The organism is Pseudomonas sp. FW305-3-2-15-C-LB1 (assembly GCF_058787615.1).
In genome coordinates this window covers 127709-143098 of sequence record NZ_JBYSZX010000010.1, presented here as the reverse complement: position 1 = coordinate 143098, position 15390 = coordinate 127709, and the positions used below count along the sequence as shown (strand labels likewise).

Here is a 15390-nt window from a genome sequence, read left to right as displayed (position 1 = left end):
TTCAAACGGCCGTTTTCAGGTTGTTGCCCTCGCAAACGATCGAACGCATTTGCGCCCTTGAGCGCCTGCCGGTGCTCGGGTAATGTCATCAGACCCACAGGACAGAGCACGCCCATGACTTCCAAGCTGGAACAACTCAAGCAATTCACCACTGTCGTAGCCGATACCGGCGATTTCTCCACCCTCGCCAAGCTCAAGCCGCAAGACGCCACCACCAACCCTTCCCTGCTGCTCAAGGCCGCTTCGATCCCGGGCTACGCCAAGTTGCTGGATGAGTGCGTGCAGGACTGCAACGGCGATGTGGGCCTGGCCAGCGACCGGTTTGCGGTGGCGGTGGGTCAAGAGATTCTCAAAGTGGTGCCAGGCCGTATTTCCACTGAGGTGGACGCCCGACTGTCGTTCGACGAAGATGCGATTCTCAAGCGTGCGCATCGCCTGATCGACCTGTATGACAAAGCCGGCGTTGGCCGTGACCGCGTGCTGATCAAGATCGCCTCCACCTGGGAAGGCATCCGCGCGGCGGAGAAGCTGGAAAAAGAAGGCATCCAGACCAACCTGACGCTGCTGTTCTCCTTCGCCCAGGCCGTGGCCTGTGCCGAAGCCGGTGTGTTCCTGATCTCGCCGTTCGTGGGCCGTATCTATGATTGGTACAAGAAGGCCAACGGCAACGACTACACCGGTGCCGAAGACCCGGGCGTGCAGTCGGTGACGCGCATTTACAACTACTACAAGGCCAATGGCTACAAAACCGTGGTGATGGGCGCGAGCTTCCGTAATCTGAGCCAGATCGAGGAGTTGGCCGGTTGTGATCGCCTGACCATCAGCCCGGACCTGCTGGAGAAACTGGCGGCGGATGAGGGCAAGCTGGAGCGTAAGCTGTCGCCGGGGCATGCCGGTGAAGCGCGCGTGCATCTGACTGAAGCGCAGTTCCGTTGGGAGTCCAACGAGGATGCGATGGCGACTGAGAAGCTGGCGGAAGGGATTCGTCAGTTTGCTCGGGACCAGGAGAAGCTGGAGGCGTTGCTGACTGCCAAGTTGTAAGGCAGGCAGTGGCAAAAAGGGCGGTTCCCTCGCGGGTACCGCCCTTTTTTGTGCTCAGCCGATCTGAAGCCTGTCTTACTTCAATGTGGGAGGGGGCTTGCCGCCTCCCACATTTGGAATGCATTCAACCCAGGAGGTCAGTGGCGCTCAAGGGCGTTGACGAGGTCGTGGAAGGCTTCGCGGTTGGAATCATTCAAGCCCATCAGGATCTTGTGCGCTTCCAGCACCTTGACCCGCACCACTTCCTCGGACTGGTCCTGGGACGGCAGGTCGGTGAGGCATTCCGGGCATGGGATCGGGCGGTCAACGATGTTGAACACCTGGTCGAAGCCCATGGACTGCAACAGGCGGGTGATGTCTTCGTGGGTGGTGACGACGGTCGGCAACAGGCCGACCTTCTGCCGAGACAGAATGGACAACTTGGCCAACAGGCCCAAGGTGGTGCTATCGATGCTGCGGGTTTCGGTCAGATCGATCACGATCGCCGAGAAGTTCAGCGCTGTGAAGATCCGCTCAATCGTCGCATCCAGCGCCGAACACAAGGTCAGGCGCACTTCACCGACAAACTTCAGGACGAAGGTCCCGTCTTGCTCGGCGAATTGGATTCTTCCGGTACTCATCAAAGATTCCTGCTCAACACCAATAGGGCGATATCATCCGGCATCTCCCCCAGCGTGGCCAATCCAAAAACCTGCCGCAGGCCATCCAGGCTGCCGCCCGCCGACTTGACCTTTTGGGGCAAGGCGGCTTCTTTCTCTTTGAGTGTAGGCTCTGGAAGCAGGTCCAGGATGCCATCAGACATCAGCGTCAGGCTGAACGTCGGCGGCAGCTCCAGGATGTGGTCTTCGTAGGTCGCTTCATTGAACAAGCCTACGGGCAGGCCACGCCCTTCCAGGTAACGCACACTGTCAGGAGTGTATAAAACAGGCATCGGCAGGTGACCGCCGATGCTGTAGGTCAAAAGACCGGTTTCTTCATCGATCACGCCGCCGACCATCGTCACGTGCTTGCCCAGCTTGCAACTGATCAGGCCTCGGTTGATGTGACCCAGCACCTCGGAGGGGGTGAACTCCGGCAAGGTGCCGTTGCGCTTGGATTCGAACAGCAACCGTGTGGTCATGAACTTCAGCAACACGGTGACAAAAGCCGAGGAAGCACCGTGGCCGGACACATCGGCCAGGTAGAACGCGACACGCCGCTCGTCGACGCGAAAGTAGTCGACAAAATCACCCGACAGGTACAGCGACGGGATGATCTGGTGGGCGAACTGGAATTCGTCGATGGTCCACGGGCTGACCGGCAGCATGTTCATCTGCACCTGGCGCCCGGCATTCTGGTCTTCCTGGAGCAGGTTGAGGCTGGCTTCGAGTTCGCGGTTGGCGGTTTCGAGCTTTTCGCGGTAGCGCTGGTTTTCCACCAGCAGGCGCGCCCGGTCCAGCGCACGGCGCACTGAGTGCTCCAGCACTGCCAGGTCTTCCAGGGGCTTGATCAGGTAATCGGCAGCGCCCAGGCGTAACGCTTCGACGGCATCGTTCATCACGCCGGCACCGGACACGACAATCACTGGCGTCTGCGGGGCGAGCTCGGTCACCTGGCGAATCAGCTCGAGGCCGCCCATCTGGGGCATACGCAAGTCGCAGATCACGAGGTCGGGCTGGTCGCGCTCGAACACCTGGAGACCCTGTTGGCCATTGCTGGCCTGCAGGACGCTGAAGCCACTGTCTTCCAAATAGGCCGCGAGGCTCGCGCGCACTACTTCGTCGTCATCGATTATCAGCAGCGTGGCACTGGTTTTTTGCATGTGGGCAAACGGCGCCAGAATTAGGTTGGCGTAGGTGGCGCGACAATGGCCGGGCTCACGTACTGGATTCGCTTTCTAGCCTCTCTGTCCTACAAAGCATTGGGATTTTTCCCATGCACAATGGTAAAGCAGAGGTGCCCTTCTAAGGCGCAGACGGTACTCCCATCCGTCAGGGGTTTCAAGCTCATGCCGATGGTCGCCGAGCGTCTTTACACCGCAAATCACCGGGAGTTATAAGAACAGGCACGACCACAACACAAAGAAAGGATGGAACCCATGAGCGAACACGAGCGCGACTACGCCGAAAAACGCGATTTCATCCGCATGCGTGTGGATGCCGATGTGTCTCTGATTCACGCAGGGCAAGAGATTGCCGGGGTTTGCGTGGACCTTTCCAGCTCCGGCATGCAGGTGCAGGCGCCGCGCCAGTTCAACACCGGCGACCTGTTGACCGTGCGCATCGACTCGGAGCACGCCGCGCTGAAGGGCCTGGAGGCGGACACCGAGGTGGTGTGGACCAAAACCACCGGCGAAGACCAGCACCTGGGCCTCAGGATCCTGAAAATGCGCTGAAAACCGCGCACAAAAAAGGCGACCGCCGGGGTCGCCTTTTTCATGTCAAAACATAACGGCTTAGAAGTCGTCGACGACCTTGCCGTCCTTGACCTTGAACTCGCGGTTCTGCAGGTACGCGTTACGGATAAAGGTGTATTTGTCACCGGTGATCAGCTTCTCGCTGTCAAGCAGGCTGGCACGGGTATCGACGATGTTCAGGCCGAAGGTGCTGTTGCGCCAGCCGATATCGTTCATGTAGCGATACGGCTGGGTGTAGCTGTCCACGTACTTGGACGGCGCGTCACGCAAGGTGCTTGGGCCCAGCAGCGGCAGCATTACGTAAGGGCCGCTGCCGACACCCCAGTAGCCGAGGGTCTGGCCGAAGTCTTCATCACTGCGTTGCAGCCCCATTTTGGTGCCTACATCGATGAAGCCCAACACGCCGAAGGTGGTGTTTACCAGCAAACGGGCCGTATCTACACCAGCCTTATGGGGCTTGAGCTGCAGCACGTTATTGGCCAGGTTGCCGACATCGCCGATGTTGCGGAAAAAGTTGTGAACGCCATCCTGGACGAATTGCGGGGTCACGAACTGGTAACCCTGGGCCAATGGCTTCAGTGCGTAGGTATCAACGGTGTCGTTGAAGGTGAAGATCGGGCGGTTGACGCTTTCCCATGGATCGTCTTCCGAAGCTGCCTGTGCGGCGAACGGCGCCAGAAAGATAGTGGCACACACCGACAGCTGAGCGAAATAGTGGCTCCAGCGCATAGCTTTTGCTCCTTGAATGGTCTGTCATGGGCGCTATGCCCTGAATAAGGCGGTCAGTATATGCCGGAAGTCGCCAATTAGGCAGCTGCTAGGAAACGTCTGATTCAAAATGCACAAAATTCCTACAATCAACCCGACTGTCATCGGCCTGTCATGGTGCCTGGATAGCGTTAGCGCTATTTCAGGGATGTCGACATGCCCCACGCCGAGATAGCCATCGCCAGCGCCCCCGCCTTGACCGCCGTTCTGTTTGGCCTGAGTGGCTGTCTGGTGGACTTCGGTTCCCAGGCCCGTACCGACTCCCAGGCCCCCGACTCCCAAGCCACACCGGGTGCGCTGAAAATCTTGCGCAGCCTCAAGGAACAAGGCGTGCCCTGCGCCTGGCTGGATGAACTCCCCCCCGCCGTCACCACGCCGTTGGCCGCCACGCTGCCCAGCTGGGTCAAGGCGACATCGCCCTCCTCCATTCGCTGGCCGGCACCCCATGCCTGCTGGCAAGCCTTGATGGAGCTGAACATCGAACGCCTGGAAGGCTGCGTACTGGTCAGCGGCGAGCCGCGCCTGCTGCAATCGGGCCTTAACGCCGGGTTGTGGACCATCGGCCTGGCCTCCTGCGGCTCGCTGTGCGGCATGGCACCCGAGCAATGGCAGGCCCTGAGCGAGCCGGAACGCGAGCTCAAGCGCGGCAAGGCCACCCTTGCGCTGTACGGGCTGGGCGTACACTCGGTGATCGATCACCTGGGCGAGCTCGGCACCTGCCTGGCGGACATCAGCCTGCGCCAGCTCAAAGGCGAGAAGCCCTGACACGGATCATGCACAGTCGACGCCAGTGGATTAATCTACAGGCTAGCCCGTAGACCTTTCTCGGCGTGCCGCGGTCTATGCCAGTGCCTATCGATAAAAGGAAACACATCATGCCTGATCGCAAAAAACTGGAAGACCAGGTCGAAATCCTGCGCGGGCAGTTGGAACAGCAACCGCCGCTGTCGGAAGAAAAACGTGAAGCACTGGAGGCCTTGATTGCCAAGTTCGAATTGCAACTTGAGCTGGAACCGGCCACCCAGACACCCAGTATTTCCGACGATGTGAATAAAGCGGCCATAGAGTTCGATGCTGAACACCCGGCCATTTCAGGGGCACTGCGCAATATCATGAACACGCTGGGCAGCATGGGAATCTAATCTGCCCGACATGTGGGAGGGGGCTTGCCCCCGATAGCAGAGGTTCAGACACAGGTTCTGTGACTGACACTCCGCCATCGGGGGCAAGCCCCCTCCCACATTTATCTTGCAATAAGCCTACTGACGGGCCAGGCGCACGTTGTGGAACGCCACATCCTCAGTACTGCGATACGGGTTGATATCCAACCCACCCCGCCGCACATAGCGCGCATACACCATCAATCTTTCCGGCTTCAGCAAGCGCTGCAGGTCCAGGAAGATGCGCTCCACGCACTGTTCATGGAAGTCCGAGTGCTGGCGAAAGCTCACGATGTATTCCAGCAGGCTGGCGTGTTCCAACGCGTGACCACGGTACTCCACCACCACGCTGCCCCAGTCGGGTTGACTGGTGACCGGGCAGTTGGATTTGAGCAGGTGACTGTGCACGCTTTCTTCGACGATGCGCGAGTCATCGCAACGCAGCAGCTCCGGGCGCGGGTGCTCGTAGTTGCTGACGCTGATATCCAAATCATCGATGCAAACACCCGGCAGCGCCATCACGCCTTCGGCCTCGATCTCGGCCAGGCTGCGGATGCGCACGCTCACCGGTTTACCGGCTGCGGCACTGAGGTCTGTGCGCAGGGTGGCTTCCAGGCTTGCCGTATCGGCAAACGCGGTCTGGTTCAGCGAGTTGAGGTACAGCTTGAACGACTTGGACTCGATGATGTTCGGCGAGTCGGCCGGGATGCTGAATTCGCCGATGGCCACCACCGGCTTGCCCGACGGCAGCAACCAGGACAGTTCGAAGCAGTTCCAGAAATCCACGCCCTTGTACGGCAGGGTCTCGGCGCTCAGGCCCAGTTCGGCCCATTTGGCGGCGCGTGGAATCGGGAACAGCAACGACGGGGTGTAGGTGGAGATGTATTCACTGGACTTGCCCAGCGGCGAATGTTCGGCTGCGGGATGCATGGCGGAAACCTGGCTAAATAAACCGCGCCAGTCTACCAGCCTTTGCCCCCGTGCCTAAGCGCCAGCGGATCAATCGATGTTGAGTTTGCCGACCATGCCCGCCTGGTAATGCCCCGGCAGGTTGCAGGCAAACTCAAGGCCCGTGGCCTTGGTGAACGTCCAGGTCAGCTCGGCGGTTTTACCGGGCTCGACCAATACGCTATTGGGATCGTCATGCTTCATCGCACCATGGCCCATGGCGCCGTGGTCCATGTTGCCCATGCCGGTGGACGTGAGCATACCGCTGGCCTGCATCTGTAACATTTCCTTCTGGTGCTCGGCATGCATCGCCGCGTCACCCAGGTTGAATTCGTGGAGCAACTGCCCTTTGTTGACCAGTACAAAGCGCACCGTCTCACCGGCTTTTACATCCAGGGACTTGGGCGAAAAGGAAATGTCCTGCAGGGTCACTTCCACGGTACGCGTGGCCTTACTCGCCGGTGCAGCTTCACCGAACGCATAGGTATGGGCGCCATCGGCCATCGCCTCAACACTCAACGCCAACAGGCAACCCGCCAACAACAAGGGTGTACGCAACGCCATCTGTTTTCTCCAAAATGTGTGACCAGGCAGGGGAACACTCTAAGAATGCGCCGCTGCCAGCCAGCTGACTGCTAGATTACAACTTTGTCAGGTTGCCCTCCTGCCCTGGCACCCAAGGTATAAAGCCGTCGTCCATCGTTGCCAAGAGCCGCCCATGAAACTGCTGATCGTCGAAGACCAACCCAAAACCGGCCACTACCTGCGCCAGGGCCTGGCCGAGGCAGGGTTTACCACCGAATTGGTGGCCGACGGCACCAGCGGCCAGCACCTGGCATTGACCGGTGACTACGACCTGCTGATCCTCGATGTGATGCTGCCGGGCCGGGATGGCTGGCAGATCCTCCAAGCCGTGCGCAGCGCCGGCCTGGATATCCCGGTGCTGTTCCTCACCGCCCGCGATGCCGTGGAAGACCGCGTGCACGGCCTGGAACTGGGCGCCGACGACTATCTGGTCAAGCCGTTCGCCTTTTCCGAGCTGCTGGCCCGCGTGCGCAGCCTGTTGCGCCGGGGCGGCAGCACACCGCAGGAAACTGCGCTGCAACTGGCCGACCTGCGCCTGGACCTGATCCGCCGCCGCGTCGAGCGGGACGGCCAGCGCATCGACTTGACCGCCAAGGAATTCTCACTGCTGGAACTGCTGCTGCGGCGCCAGGGCGAAGTGCTGCCCAAATCGCTGATCGCCTCCCAAGTGTGGGACATGAACTTCGACAGCGACACCAACATCATCGAAGTCGCCATCCGCCGCCTGCGCCTGAAAGTCGACGATAACTTCCCCAACAAACTGATCCACACCGTACGCGGCATGGGTTATGTGCTGGAGGAGCGGGTCAATTGATCAAGCGCCTGTCCCTGGCCAGCCGCCTGGCGTTGCTGTTTGCCGCCTGCACAGCGGTGGTGTCGTTGATTGCCGGCGTGCTGTTCAACCGTGCCAGCGAAGCGCACTTCATTGAGCTGGACCAGCAACAGCTCGACAGCAAGCTGGTCGCGCTGCGCAGTACGTTGCAGGGGGTCGACTCACGGGAAGCGCTGGCCCAGCGTGAAACGCAATTGCGCGCCGAACTCAATCGCCAGCCCGACCTGACCCTGCGTATCGCCGCGGCCGGCCAACGCTGGCTGGACGATGCACCCAGCATCGACTTGCCCGCAGCGCCCGGCCTGCACAGCCTGCAAAACGCCGACACCGACTACCGTGTCTACAACGCACCGCTGAGGGCTGACCAGCCGGATTCGCCGCAGCTGACGCTGATGCTCGATATCACCCACCATCAACATTTCCTGCAACGCATGCAGCATCTGATCTGGCTCACCGTCGGCCTGTCAGCCCTGGCCACTGCCCTGCTCGGCGCATGGGCCGCTCGCAGCGGGTTGCGGCCATTGCGACGCATGGGCGAAGTGGCCGCCAGTGTGTCGGCCCACTCCCTGACCCAGCGCCTGCCCCAGCAACATATGCCGGTGGAACTGGCCGAACTGTCACAGGCCTTCAATGCCATGCTCGGCCGCCTGGACGATGCGTTCCAGCGCCTCTCGGCGTTCTCCGCCGACATCGCCCACGAACTGCGCACGCCGCTGTCGAACCTGCTGACCCAGACCCAGGTCATCCTCACCCAGCCACGCCCGCTGGAGGATTACCGCGAGGCGCTGCACAGCAACCTGGAAGAACTGCAATGGATGGCGCAACTGGTCAACGACATGTTGTACCTGGCCAAGGCGGATCATGGCTTGCTGATGCCCAAGCGCGAGCCGTTGGCGCTGGCTGATGAAGTGGACGGGTTACTGGAGTTTTTCACGCTGCTGGCGGAGGACAGGCAAATCAGCCTGGTTCGCGAGGGCACGGCCCATACGACGGGGGACCGTGGGATGTTGCGGCGGGCACTGTCGAATCTGCTGGATAATGCGCTGCGGTTCACCCCGCAAGGTGGCCAAGTGCGTGTGCGTATGGAAGATGGGGTGAGGCTTTCAGTCGAAAACACCGGGGACGGTATTCCAACCGAGTTGCTGCCAAGATTGTTTGACCGATTCTATCGGGCCGACCCGGCGCGGCATGAAGGCAGTAGCGAGCATGCGGGGCTGGGGTTGGCGATTACCCAATCGATTGTGCGGGCGCATGGGGGGAGGATTTATTGTGAATCCGGGGCGGGATGGACACGGTTTGTGATCGAGTTGCCTGCTGGAGATTGATGCAAGCTGTACCGGCCCTATCGGGGGCAAGCCCCCTCCCATATTTGAATGTATTCACAGATCAAAGTGTGGGAGGGGGCTTGCCCCCGATGGCGGTCTTGAATATTACGAATATCTCAGCGCATGCGCCGGCTCAATCTTCGCCGCCCGATACGCCGGGTACAGCGTCGCCAAAAAGCTCAACACAAACCCCGCCGTGCAAATCAGCACCACATCCCCACCCTGCAGTTCCGAAGGCAGGTTGCTGACGAAATACACGTCCGAACTGAAGATATGCTGCCCGGTGACCCGCTCCATCCAGCCCACCAGTTCACTCACATTCAACGCCGCAATCACGCCCAATACGCCACCGATCAAGGTGCCGACGATGCCGATCACCGTGCCCTGCACCATGAAGATCGCCATGATCTGCCGTGGCGTGGCGCCAATGGTGCGCAGGATCGCAATGTCCGCGCCCTTGTCGTTCACCACCATGATCAAGGTGGCGATGATGTTGAATGCCGCCACGGCGACGATCATCAGCAACAGCAGACCGATCATGGTCTTTTCCATCTTCATCGCGCTGAACAGACTGCCCTGGGTGTGAGTCCAGTCATCGGGCTTGTAGCCGCTGCCCAGGCTGGCGGCGATATCCGCCGAGACCTTGGGTGCCGCGTACAGGTCTTTCACCGCCAGGCGCACGCTTTGCACCTGGTTTGGCTGCCAGTGCTGGATCTCGGCAGCGTCGGCCATGTGGATCATGGCCATGGAGCCATCCAGTTCGGCACCGACCTTGAAGATCCCCACCACGTTCAAGCGCTGCATGCGTGGGGTGATGCCACCCGGCGCAGTGCTGATTTCCGGCACGATCAGGGTCAGCTTGTCGCCCACATTCAGGCGGAAACGCCGGGCAGTGATTTCGCCGACCACGACGCCGAATTCGCCGGGTTTGAGGTCATCCAGTTTGCCCTGCACGATATGCTGGGCCACGATCGACACCTTGCCTTCCTGCGCCGGGTCGATGCCGCTGATCTCGATCGGCTGCATCGCGCCTTTGTAGGAGAACATGCCGTCCATCTGTGTGAATGGTACCGCTGCGGTGACTTCCGGGTTCTTCATCGCGGCGGCGGCCACGGGTTGCCAATTATCGATCGGGTTCACACCGACGATGGTGGCATGGGGCACCATGCCGAGGATGCGTGAGCTCATTTCGCGTTGGAAGCCGTTCATCACCGACAGCACCACGATCATCGCCAACACGCCCAGGGCGAGGCCGATCATCGAGGTCATCGAGATAAACGAGACAAAACGGTTGCGGCGCTTGGCGCGGGTATAGCGCGTGCCGATGAAAATCGATAACGGTCTGAACATTCGCTTGCACCGCCTGAAAAAATGAAAAAGCCCGGCGCATGAAGCACCGGGCTTGAAACGGGTCAGATGGCGACCAGGTGACCTTCCTGCAGGTGCAGCACGCGGTCCATCTGGCGGGCCATGCTCATGTCATGGGTCACCACCAGGAACGCAGTGCGCATCTGGGTGCTCAGTTCCAGCATCAAGTCCTTGATGCCCTGGGCCGTGTGGGAGTCAAGGTTGCCGGTAGGCTCGTCGAGCATCACCAGGCCCGGGTTGTTCACCAGGGCACGGGCGATTGCCACACGCTGGCGCTCGCCGCCGGACAGTTCGGCCGGCTTGTGCTCCAGGCGATGACCGAGGCCGACGCGCTCCAGCAGAGCCTTGGCGCGCTGGCGGGCTTCCGGGATCGCGGTCTTGCCGATCAGCAGCGGCATGCACACGTTTTCCAGGGCGGTGAATTCCGGCAACAGGTGGTGGAACTGGTACACAAAACCGAGCGAACGGTTGCGCAGTTGGCCACGGGCCTTTTCGCCGAGGGCCGAGAGTTCTTCACCGGCCAGCCATACGCTGCCCTGGGACGGCGTATCCAGGCCGCCCAGCAGGTTCAGCAAGGTACTTTTGCCGGAACCGGAACTGCCGACGATAGCCACGCGCTCGCCCGGGTGCAGCTCAAGTTGCAGGTTGGACAACACCACCACCGACTCCGGACCTTCCTCATAGGATTTGCCCAGGTTGCGGCAGCTCAGGATTGCTTTTTCACTCATGCCCGATTCACTCATAACGTAAGGCCTGTGCTGGCTGGGTACGCGCCGCGCGCCAGGCTGGATACAGGGTGGCAAGGAAACTCAGGACCAACGCCGCGCCGCCTACCATCAACACGTCCTGGGCCTGCACCTGGGACGGCAAGTAGTCGATGAAGTAGACGTCGGCGTTGAGAAACTTGTGACCGATCAGGGTTTCGAGGCCGGCGATGGCGGCACTCACGTTCAGCGCGGCCAGAATGCCGACCGCCGTGCCGATCAAAGTGCCGACCACGCCGATCACGGTGCCCTGCACCATGAAGATCGCCATGATCTGCCCCGGCGTGGCACCGAGTGTGCGCAGGATGGCGATATCGCCCTTCTTGTCGTTCACCACCATCACCAGCGTGGAGATGATATTGAAGGCGGCCACGGCGACGATCAGCAGCAACAGCAGGCCGATCATGGCTTTTTCCATGCGGATGGCCTGGTAGAGGTTGCCGTGGGTACGCGTCCAGTCGCGGGCGTAGTACTGGCTGTCGCCCAAATGCTGGGCGATTTCCCACGAGGTGCGCGGTGCGTCGAACAGGTCGTTGAACTTCAGGCGCAGGCCCTGCACCTGGTCCGGCTGCCAGCGGTGCAGGCGGGCCAGGTCGGTAAGGTTGGTCAGGCCGAGGTAGCCGTCGATCTCGCCGGCGCCGACGTGGAAGGTGCCCACCACGGTAAAGCGCTTCATGCGCGGGAACATGCCGGCCGGGGTCACGGTGACTTCCGGCGCGACGAAGGTCAATTTGTAGCCCAGGCCCACGCCCAGCTTGGCCGCCGCCTTGTCGCCGATCACGATGCCGAACTCGCCGGGCGCCAGGTCATCGAGTTTGCCCGACAACATGAACTTGTCGATGATCGACACATTACGTTCCTGGGCCGGGTCGATGCCATTGAGCAGGATCTTCTGCACCTTGCCGTCGTTGGTCAGCAACCCTTGCATCTGGGTAAACGGCGCAACGGCCAGTACCTTGGGGTTCTGCTTGACCTTGGCGGCCAGGCTTTGCCAGTCGCTGATGGGCGCATCGCCCTCGATGGTGGCGTGGGGCACCATGCCCAGCACGCGGGTGCGCATCTCATGATCGAAGCCATTCATCACCGACAGCACCACGATCATCACGACCACGCCCAAGGCGAGCCCGATCATCGAGGTCAAGGAAATGAACGACACAAAATGATTGCGACGCTTTGCACGGGTATAACGCGTGCCGATAAATACGAAGAGAGGTCTGAACATGTCGGGGCTTGTTCGGAGGAAAAGAAGACGTCCCGGTGGCGGGGTCTGGTAAGCAGCTTTACACTCAGACCATTAACGCTACTTGGGGTTCGCCATGTCGACATTAGATGAAGAAGAGCGCCGCGAATACTACCGTATCGCCGACATGATCGCACTCCAAATCAAAAGCCTGTCTGCCCCCGAGGCGGCGAGCAAGGAAGTGTTGCTGGATGATTCGCCGCTGTTCAATCTGCTCAGCGAACTGCACCTGAGCGAATTCGAGGCCCAGCACCTTTTGCGCCAGATCAATGAGAAAGATCGCAGCCTGGCCGCCTTCCTCAAAGTACAGAACAAACGCCTGGACCTGCTCAGCCAGATCATGGCGCGCGGCCTGCTGGATGAAGTCGGCGCGCCGCAGCCGGTGATCATTTCCGAAGGCGGTATCGACTTCCAACACCCCACGCCCCTGTCGCCCGGTGCGCACCTGGCGGTCAAGCTGGTGCTGATGCCCCAGGCGCTTGGCCTGCTGCTGCGCGCCCGCGTCACCCATTGCGATCCCAAGGGCACAGGTTTTGACGTGGGCACGGAATTCGAAGCCATGACCGACGCCCAACGCCAATTGCTGGCGCGCTATATCCTGCAGAAACAGGCGCAGGAACGGCGCCTGGCGCGGGAACAGAGCGACGCCCAGGACACCTGAATTCGTATTACCCCGCCAGCAGACCTGGCGCATAGGAGCAACTGTGACCCTGATTTACGGCCACCGCGGTGCCAAAGGCGAAGCACCGGAAAACACCCTGACCAGCTTCCAGGAATGCCTCAAGCACGGCGTACGCCGCTGCGAACTGGACTTGCACCTGTCCATGGACGGCGAGTTGATGGTCATCCACGACCCGACCCTCAAGCGCACCGCCGACCGGCGCGGCAAAGTCGTCGAGTATTCGGCGGCCGACCTGGTGAAGATGGATGCGCGCAAAGGCGGCCCGGGCTGGGTCAAGCCCTGCCCGATCCCACGCCTGGAAGAGCTGTTCGAGAAATGCGACTTCGATCACTGGCAACTGGAAGTCAAAAGCGCCTCGCGCACCCGCGCCGCAACGACTGTGCTGGCGATCCGTGAAATGGCCGTGCGCTTTGGCCTGATGGACAAAGTCACCGTCACCTCAAGTTCGCGGGAAGTGTTGAAAGCTGCGGTTGAGCTCACCCCGGACCTGTCACGCGGCCTGGTTGCCGAATACGCCTGGCTCGACCCGCTGAAGGTCGCGCAGAACTATGGCTGTGAGATCCTGGCGTTGAACTGGACGCTGTGCACCCCTGAGCGACTGGAAAAAGCCCAGCGCCAGGGCTTGCACGTGTCCGTGTGGACGGTCAACGAACCCGCGCTGATGCGCAGGCTCGCCGACTTCGGCGTAGATAGCCTGATTACAGACTTTCCCGGTTTGGCCACTGCCACCCTCGGGAATTACTGAAATCGGTCTCCCCGGCCGGCTCAGGCCACCGGCCGGAGCCGCTCAAAAAAGCCGGTTGAGGCCGTCGTAGGCCGCTACCCGATAGGCTTCGGCCATGGTCGGGTAGTTGAACGTGGTGTTGACGAAGTACTTGAGGGTATTGAGCTCGCCCGGCTGGTTCATGATCGCCTGGCCGATGTGCACGATCTCCGACGCCTGGTAGCCGAAGCAATGCACGCCGAGTACCTCAAGGGTTTCACGGTGAAACAGAATCTTCAGCATGCCTTGCGGCTCGCCGGCGATCTGCGCACGCGCCATGCTCTTGAAGAACGCCTTGCCCACTTCGTAAGGCACCTTGGCCTTGGTCAGTTCGTGTTCGTTCTTGCCGATCGAGCTGATCTCGGGAATGGTGTAGATCCCGGTCGGCACGTCGTTCACGTAGCGCCAACTGCCATTGTCGACAATGCTGCCTGCCGCCGAACGGCCCTGGTCATGGGCGGCACTGGCCAGGCTCGGCCAGCCGATCACGTCACCGGCACCGTAGATGTTCGCCACGCAGGTGCGGTAGTTCTCGTCCACTTCGATCTGGCCACGGCTGTTGACCTTGACCCCGATGTTTTCCATGCCCAGCTTGTCGGTGTTGCCGGTACGGCCGTTGCACCACAGCAAGGCGTCGGCCTTGATCTTCTTGCCGGACTTGAGGTGCAGGATCACGCCGTTGTCCAGGCCTTCGACGCGCTCGTACTCTTCGTTGTGGCGCACAGTGATGTTGTTGTTGCTGAAGTGGTAGCTCAACGCCTGGGAGATTTCCGAGTCGAGGAAGCTCAGCAACTGGTCGCGGTTGTCCACCAGCTCCACCAGTACGCCCAGGCCGCTGAAGATCGACGCGTATTCACAGCCGATCACGCCGGCGCCGTAGATGATCAGTTTGCGCGGGGTGTGGCCCAGGCTCAGGATGGTGTCGCTATCGTAGATACGCGGGTGGTGGAAATCGATGTCCGCCGGGCGATACGGGCGCGAACCGGTGGCGATGATGATGTGCTTGGCCACCAGCTTTTCGACCACGCCGTTGGGGCAGACCACTTCGATGGTTTGCTCGTCGGCAAAGCTGCCGGTGCCGAAGAACAGGTCGACGCGGTTACGGGCGTAGTAGCCGGTACGCGACGCGACTTGCTTGGAGATGACTTTCTCGGCGCTTTTCAGCACGTCCGGGAACGAGAACCAGCGTGGTTCACCAATGGCCCGGAACATCGGGTTGGTGTTGAATTGCATGATCTGGCGCACGGAGTGACGCAACGCCTTGGACGGGATGGTACCCAGGTGGGTGCAGTTACCGCCGACCTGGCGACGGCTATCGACCATCGCCACCTTGCGCCCAGCTTTGGCAGCGTTCATCGCCGCACCTTCTCCAGCCGGGCCGGAACCCAGTACCACCACGTCGTAGTTGTAGACAGCCATGCGTACTCCTCAGAACAGGCCAGGCGTACGGTTGGACGCCTGGCTAAATCATGCCGCGGCCAGCGGTCATGAAGGACAATTTGGCTCAAGTGTGTGAACC

Annotated in this window: 17 protein-coding genes; 8 read left to right on the top strand and 9 right to left on the bottom strand. The window is 60.8% G+C overall.

What is annotated here, in order from left to right:
• Positions 1 to 114: 114 nt before the first annotated feature.
• Complete coding sequence (tal, locus tag AC3WP7_RS20005; RefSeq protein WP_058424539.1) at positions 115 to 1041, top strand: transaldolase; 927 nt, start codon at positions 115 to 117, stop codon at positions 1039 to 1041.
• Positions 1042 to 1178: 137 nt separating this feature from the next.
• Here tal and rssC read toward each other — a convergent pair whose 3' ends face one another.
• Together rssC and rssB are read right to left on the bottom strand one after the other, a co-directional pair.
• Positions 1179 to 1661, bottom strand: a complete 483-nt coding sequence (rssC, locus tag AC3WP7_RS20000) for an anti-sigma factor antagonist RssC (protein ID WP_003218919.1) — start codon at positions 1659 to 1661, stop codon at positions 1179 to 1181.
• On the bottom strand, positions 1661 to 2842 hold the full coding sequence (rssB, locus tag AC3WP7_RS19995; RefSeq protein WP_027604216.1) for a two-component system response regulator RssB: 1182 nt from the start codon (positions 2840 to 2842) through the stop codon (positions 1661 to 1663). The genes rssC and rssB overlap by 1 nt, the downstream gene beginning before the upstream one ends.
• Positions 2843 to 3118: 276 nt before the next feature.
• Between rssB and AC3WP7_RS19990 the strand changes: the two genes are divergently transcribed.
• Positions 3119 to 3415: a PilZ domain-containing protein gene (locus tag AC3WP7_RS19990; protein WP_092247417.1), complete on the top strand. Its 297-nt coding sequence runs from the start codon at positions 3119 to 3121 to the stop codon at positions 3413 to 3415.
• A 60-nt stretch (positions 3416 to 3475) separates the two neighbouring features.
• Here the strand turns inward: AC3WP7_RS19990 and AC3WP7_RS19985 are convergent, their stop codons facing one another.
• The gene (locus AC3WP7_RS19985; protein ID WP_092247414.1) at positions 3476 to 4165 is read right to left on the bottom strand and encodes an MlaA family lipoprotein; all 690 of its coding nucleotides are present in this window, start codon (positions 4163 to 4165) and stop codon (positions 3476 to 3478) included.
• A gap of 195 nt (positions 4166 to 4360) precedes the next feature.
• On the opposite strand from AC3WP7_RS19985, the gene pcrP reads away from it, so the two are divergent.
• Together pcrP and AC3WP7_RS19975 are read left to right on the top strand one after the other, a co-directional pair.
• A complete protein-coding gene (pcrP, locus tag AC3WP7_RS19980) occupies positions 4361 to 4969 on the top strand; it encodes an HAD superfamily inactivated hydrolase PcrP (RefSeq protein ID WP_093126226.1) in 609 nt (202 codons plus the stop codon).
• 110 nt (positions 4970 to 5079) lie between these two features.
• Positions 5080 to 5346, top strand: coding sequence for a DUF4404 family protein (locus AC3WP7_RS19975; protein ID WP_071489024.1), 267 nt, complete (start codon positions 5080 to 5082; stop codon positions 5344 to 5346).
• A gap of 117 nt (positions 5347 to 5463) precedes the next feature.
• Here the strand turns inward: AC3WP7_RS19975 and queF are convergent, their stop codons facing one another.
• Positions 5464 to 6294, bottom strand: a complete 831-nt coding sequence (gene queF / locus AC3WP7_RS19970; protein ID WP_102593043.1) for an NADPH-dependent 7-cyano-7-deazaguanine reductase QueF — start codon at positions 6292 to 6294, stop codon at positions 5464 to 5466.
• Between the two features lie 69 nt (positions 6295 to 6363).
• Positions 6364 to 6876 carry a copper-resistant cuproprotein CopI gene (gene copI / locus AC3WP7_RS19965; protein WP_092247405.1) on the bottom strand — a complete coding sequence of 171 codons (513 nt, stop codon included), beginning with the start codon at positions 6874 to 6876 and terminating at the stop codon, positions 6364 to 6366.
• A 154-nt stretch (positions 6877 to 7030) separates the two neighbouring features.
• Here copI and AC3WP7_RS19960 point away from each other — a divergent pair, with 154 nt between their 5' ends.
• Positions 7031 to 7711, top strand: a complete 681-nt coding sequence (locus tag AC3WP7_RS19960) for a heavy metal response regulator transcription factor (RefSeq protein WP_058424549.1) — start codon at positions 7031 to 7033, stop codon at positions 7709 to 7711.
• A complete protein-coding gene (locus AC3WP7_RS19955) occupies positions 7708 to 9054 on the top strand; it encodes a heavy metal sensor histidine kinase (protein WP_102593044.1) in 1347 nt (448 codons plus the stop codon). The genes AC3WP7_RS19960 and AC3WP7_RS19955 overlap by 4 nt, the downstream gene beginning before the upstream one ends.
• Positions 9055 to 9159: 105 nt before the next feature.
• Here AC3WP7_RS19955 and AC3WP7_RS19950 read toward each other — a convergent pair whose 3' ends face one another.
• The 3 genes from AC3WP7_RS19950 to AC3WP7_RS19940 all read right to left on the bottom strand — a co-directional run bounded on the left by AC3WP7_RS19950 (position 9160) and on the right by AC3WP7_RS19940 (position 12408).
• Positions 9160 to 10404 carry a lipoprotein-releasing ABC transporter permease subunit gene (locus AC3WP7_RS19950; RefSeq protein ID WP_093511993.1) on the bottom strand — a complete coding sequence of 415 codons (1245 nt, stop codon included), beginning with the start codon at positions 10402 to 10404 and terminating at the stop codon, positions 9160 to 9162.
• Between the two features lie 62 nt (positions 10405 to 10466).
• Positions 10467 to 11150, bottom strand: coding sequence for a lipoprotein-releasing ABC transporter ATP-binding protein LolD (gene lolD / locus AC3WP7_RS19945; RefSeq protein ID WP_017477213.1), 684 nt, complete (start codon positions 11148 to 11150; stop codon positions 10467 to 10469).
• Between the two features lie 7 nt (positions 11151 to 11157).
• Positions 11158 to 12408: a lipoprotein-releasing ABC transporter permease subunit gene (locus AC3WP7_RS19940; protein ID WP_102593045.1), complete on the bottom strand. Its 1251-nt coding sequence runs from the start codon at positions 12406 to 12408 to the stop codon at positions 11158 to 11160.
• A 94-nt stretch (positions 12409 to 12502) separates the two neighbouring features.
• Here AC3WP7_RS19940 and AC3WP7_RS19935 point away from each other — a divergent pair, with 94 nt between their 5' ends.
• Together AC3WP7_RS19935 and AC3WP7_RS19930 are read left to right on the top strand one after the other, a co-directional pair.
• Positions 12503 to 13087: a PilZ domain-containing protein gene (locus AC3WP7_RS19935; RefSeq protein WP_071489018.1), complete on the top strand. Its 585-nt coding sequence runs from the start codon at positions 12503 to 12505 to the stop codon at positions 13085 to 13087.
• A 43-nt stretch (positions 13088 to 13130) separates the two neighbouring features.
• Complete coding sequence (locus AC3WP7_RS19930; RefSeq protein ID WP_016975274.1) at positions 13131 to 13853, top strand: glycerophosphodiester phosphodiesterase; 723 nt, start codon at positions 13131 to 13133, stop codon at positions 13851 to 13853.
• Positions 13854 to 13895: 42 nt separating this feature from the next.
• On the opposite strand, the gene sthA is transcribed toward AC3WP7_RS19930, so the two are convergent.
• Positions 13896 to 15290: a Si-specific NAD(P)(+) transhydrogenase gene (gene sthA / locus AC3WP7_RS19925; RefSeq protein WP_016975273.1), complete on the bottom strand. Its 1395-nt coding sequence runs from the start codon at positions 15288 to 15290 to the stop codon at positions 13896 to 13898.
• Positions 15291 to 15390: the final 100 nt, after the last annotated feature.

What these genes read in the sequence shown, in the direction of transcription:
- tal (WP_058424539.1), top strand. Translation starts at nt 115, where the DNA reads ATGACTTCCAAGCTGGAACAACTCAAGCAATTCACCACTGTCGTAGCC.
- rssC (WP_003218919.1), bottom strand. Translation starts at nt 1,661, where the DNA reads ATGAGTACCGGAAGAATCCAATTCGCCGAGCAAGACGGGACCTTCGTC.
- rssB (WP_027604216.1), bottom strand. Translation starts at nt 2,842, where the DNA reads ATGCAAAAAACCAGTGCCACGCTGCTGATAATCGATGACGACGAAGTA.
- AC3WP7_RS19990 (WP_092247417.1), top strand. Translation starts at nt 3,119, where the DNA reads ATGAGCGAACACGAGCGCGACTACGCCGAAAAACGCGATTTCATCCGC.
- AC3WP7_RS19985 (WP_092247414.1), bottom strand. Translation starts at nt 4,165, where the DNA reads ATGCGCTGGAGCCACTATTTCGCTCAGCTGTCGGTGTGTGCCACTATC.
- pcrP (WP_093126226.1), top strand. Translation starts at nt 4,361, where the DNA reads ATGCCCCACGCCGAGATAGCCATCGCCAGCGCCCCCGCCTTGACCGCC.
- AC3WP7_RS19975 (WP_071489024.1), top strand. Translation starts at nt 5,080, where the DNA reads ATGCCTGATCGCAAAAAACTGGAAGACCAGGTCGAAATCCTGCGCGGG.
- queF (WP_102593043.1), bottom strand. Translation starts at nt 6,294, where the DNA reads ATGCATCCCGCAGCCGAACATTCGCCGCTGGGCAAGTCCAGTGAATAC.
- copI (WP_092247405.1), bottom strand. Translation starts at nt 6,876, where the DNA reads ATGGCGTTGCGTACACCCTTGTTGTTGGCGGGTTGCCTGTTGGCGTTG.
- AC3WP7_RS19960 (WP_058424549.1), top strand. Translation starts at nt 7,031, where the DNA reads ATGAAACTGCTGATCGTCGAAGACCAACCCAAAACCGGCCACTACCTG.
- AC3WP7_RS19950 (WP_093511993.1), bottom strand. Translation starts at nt 10,404, where the DNA reads ATGTTCAGACCGTTATCGATTTTCATCGGCACGCGCTATACCCGCGCC.
- lolD (WP_017477213.1), bottom strand. Translation starts at nt 11,150, where the DNA reads ATGAGTGAAAAAGCAATCCTGAGCTGCCGCAACCTGGGCAAATCCTAT.
- AC3WP7_RS19940 (WP_102593045.1), bottom strand. Translation starts at nt 12,408, where the DNA reads ATGTTCAGACCTCTCTTCGTATTTATCGGCACGCGTTATACCCGTGCA.
- AC3WP7_RS19935 (WP_071489018.1), top strand. Translation starts at nt 12,503, where the DNA reads ATGTCGACATTAGATGAAGAAGAGCGCCGCGAATACTACCGTATCGCC.
- sthA (WP_016975273.1), bottom strand. Translation starts at nt 15,290, where the DNA reads ATGGCTGTCTACAACTACGACGTGGTGGTACTGGGTTCCGGCCCGGCT.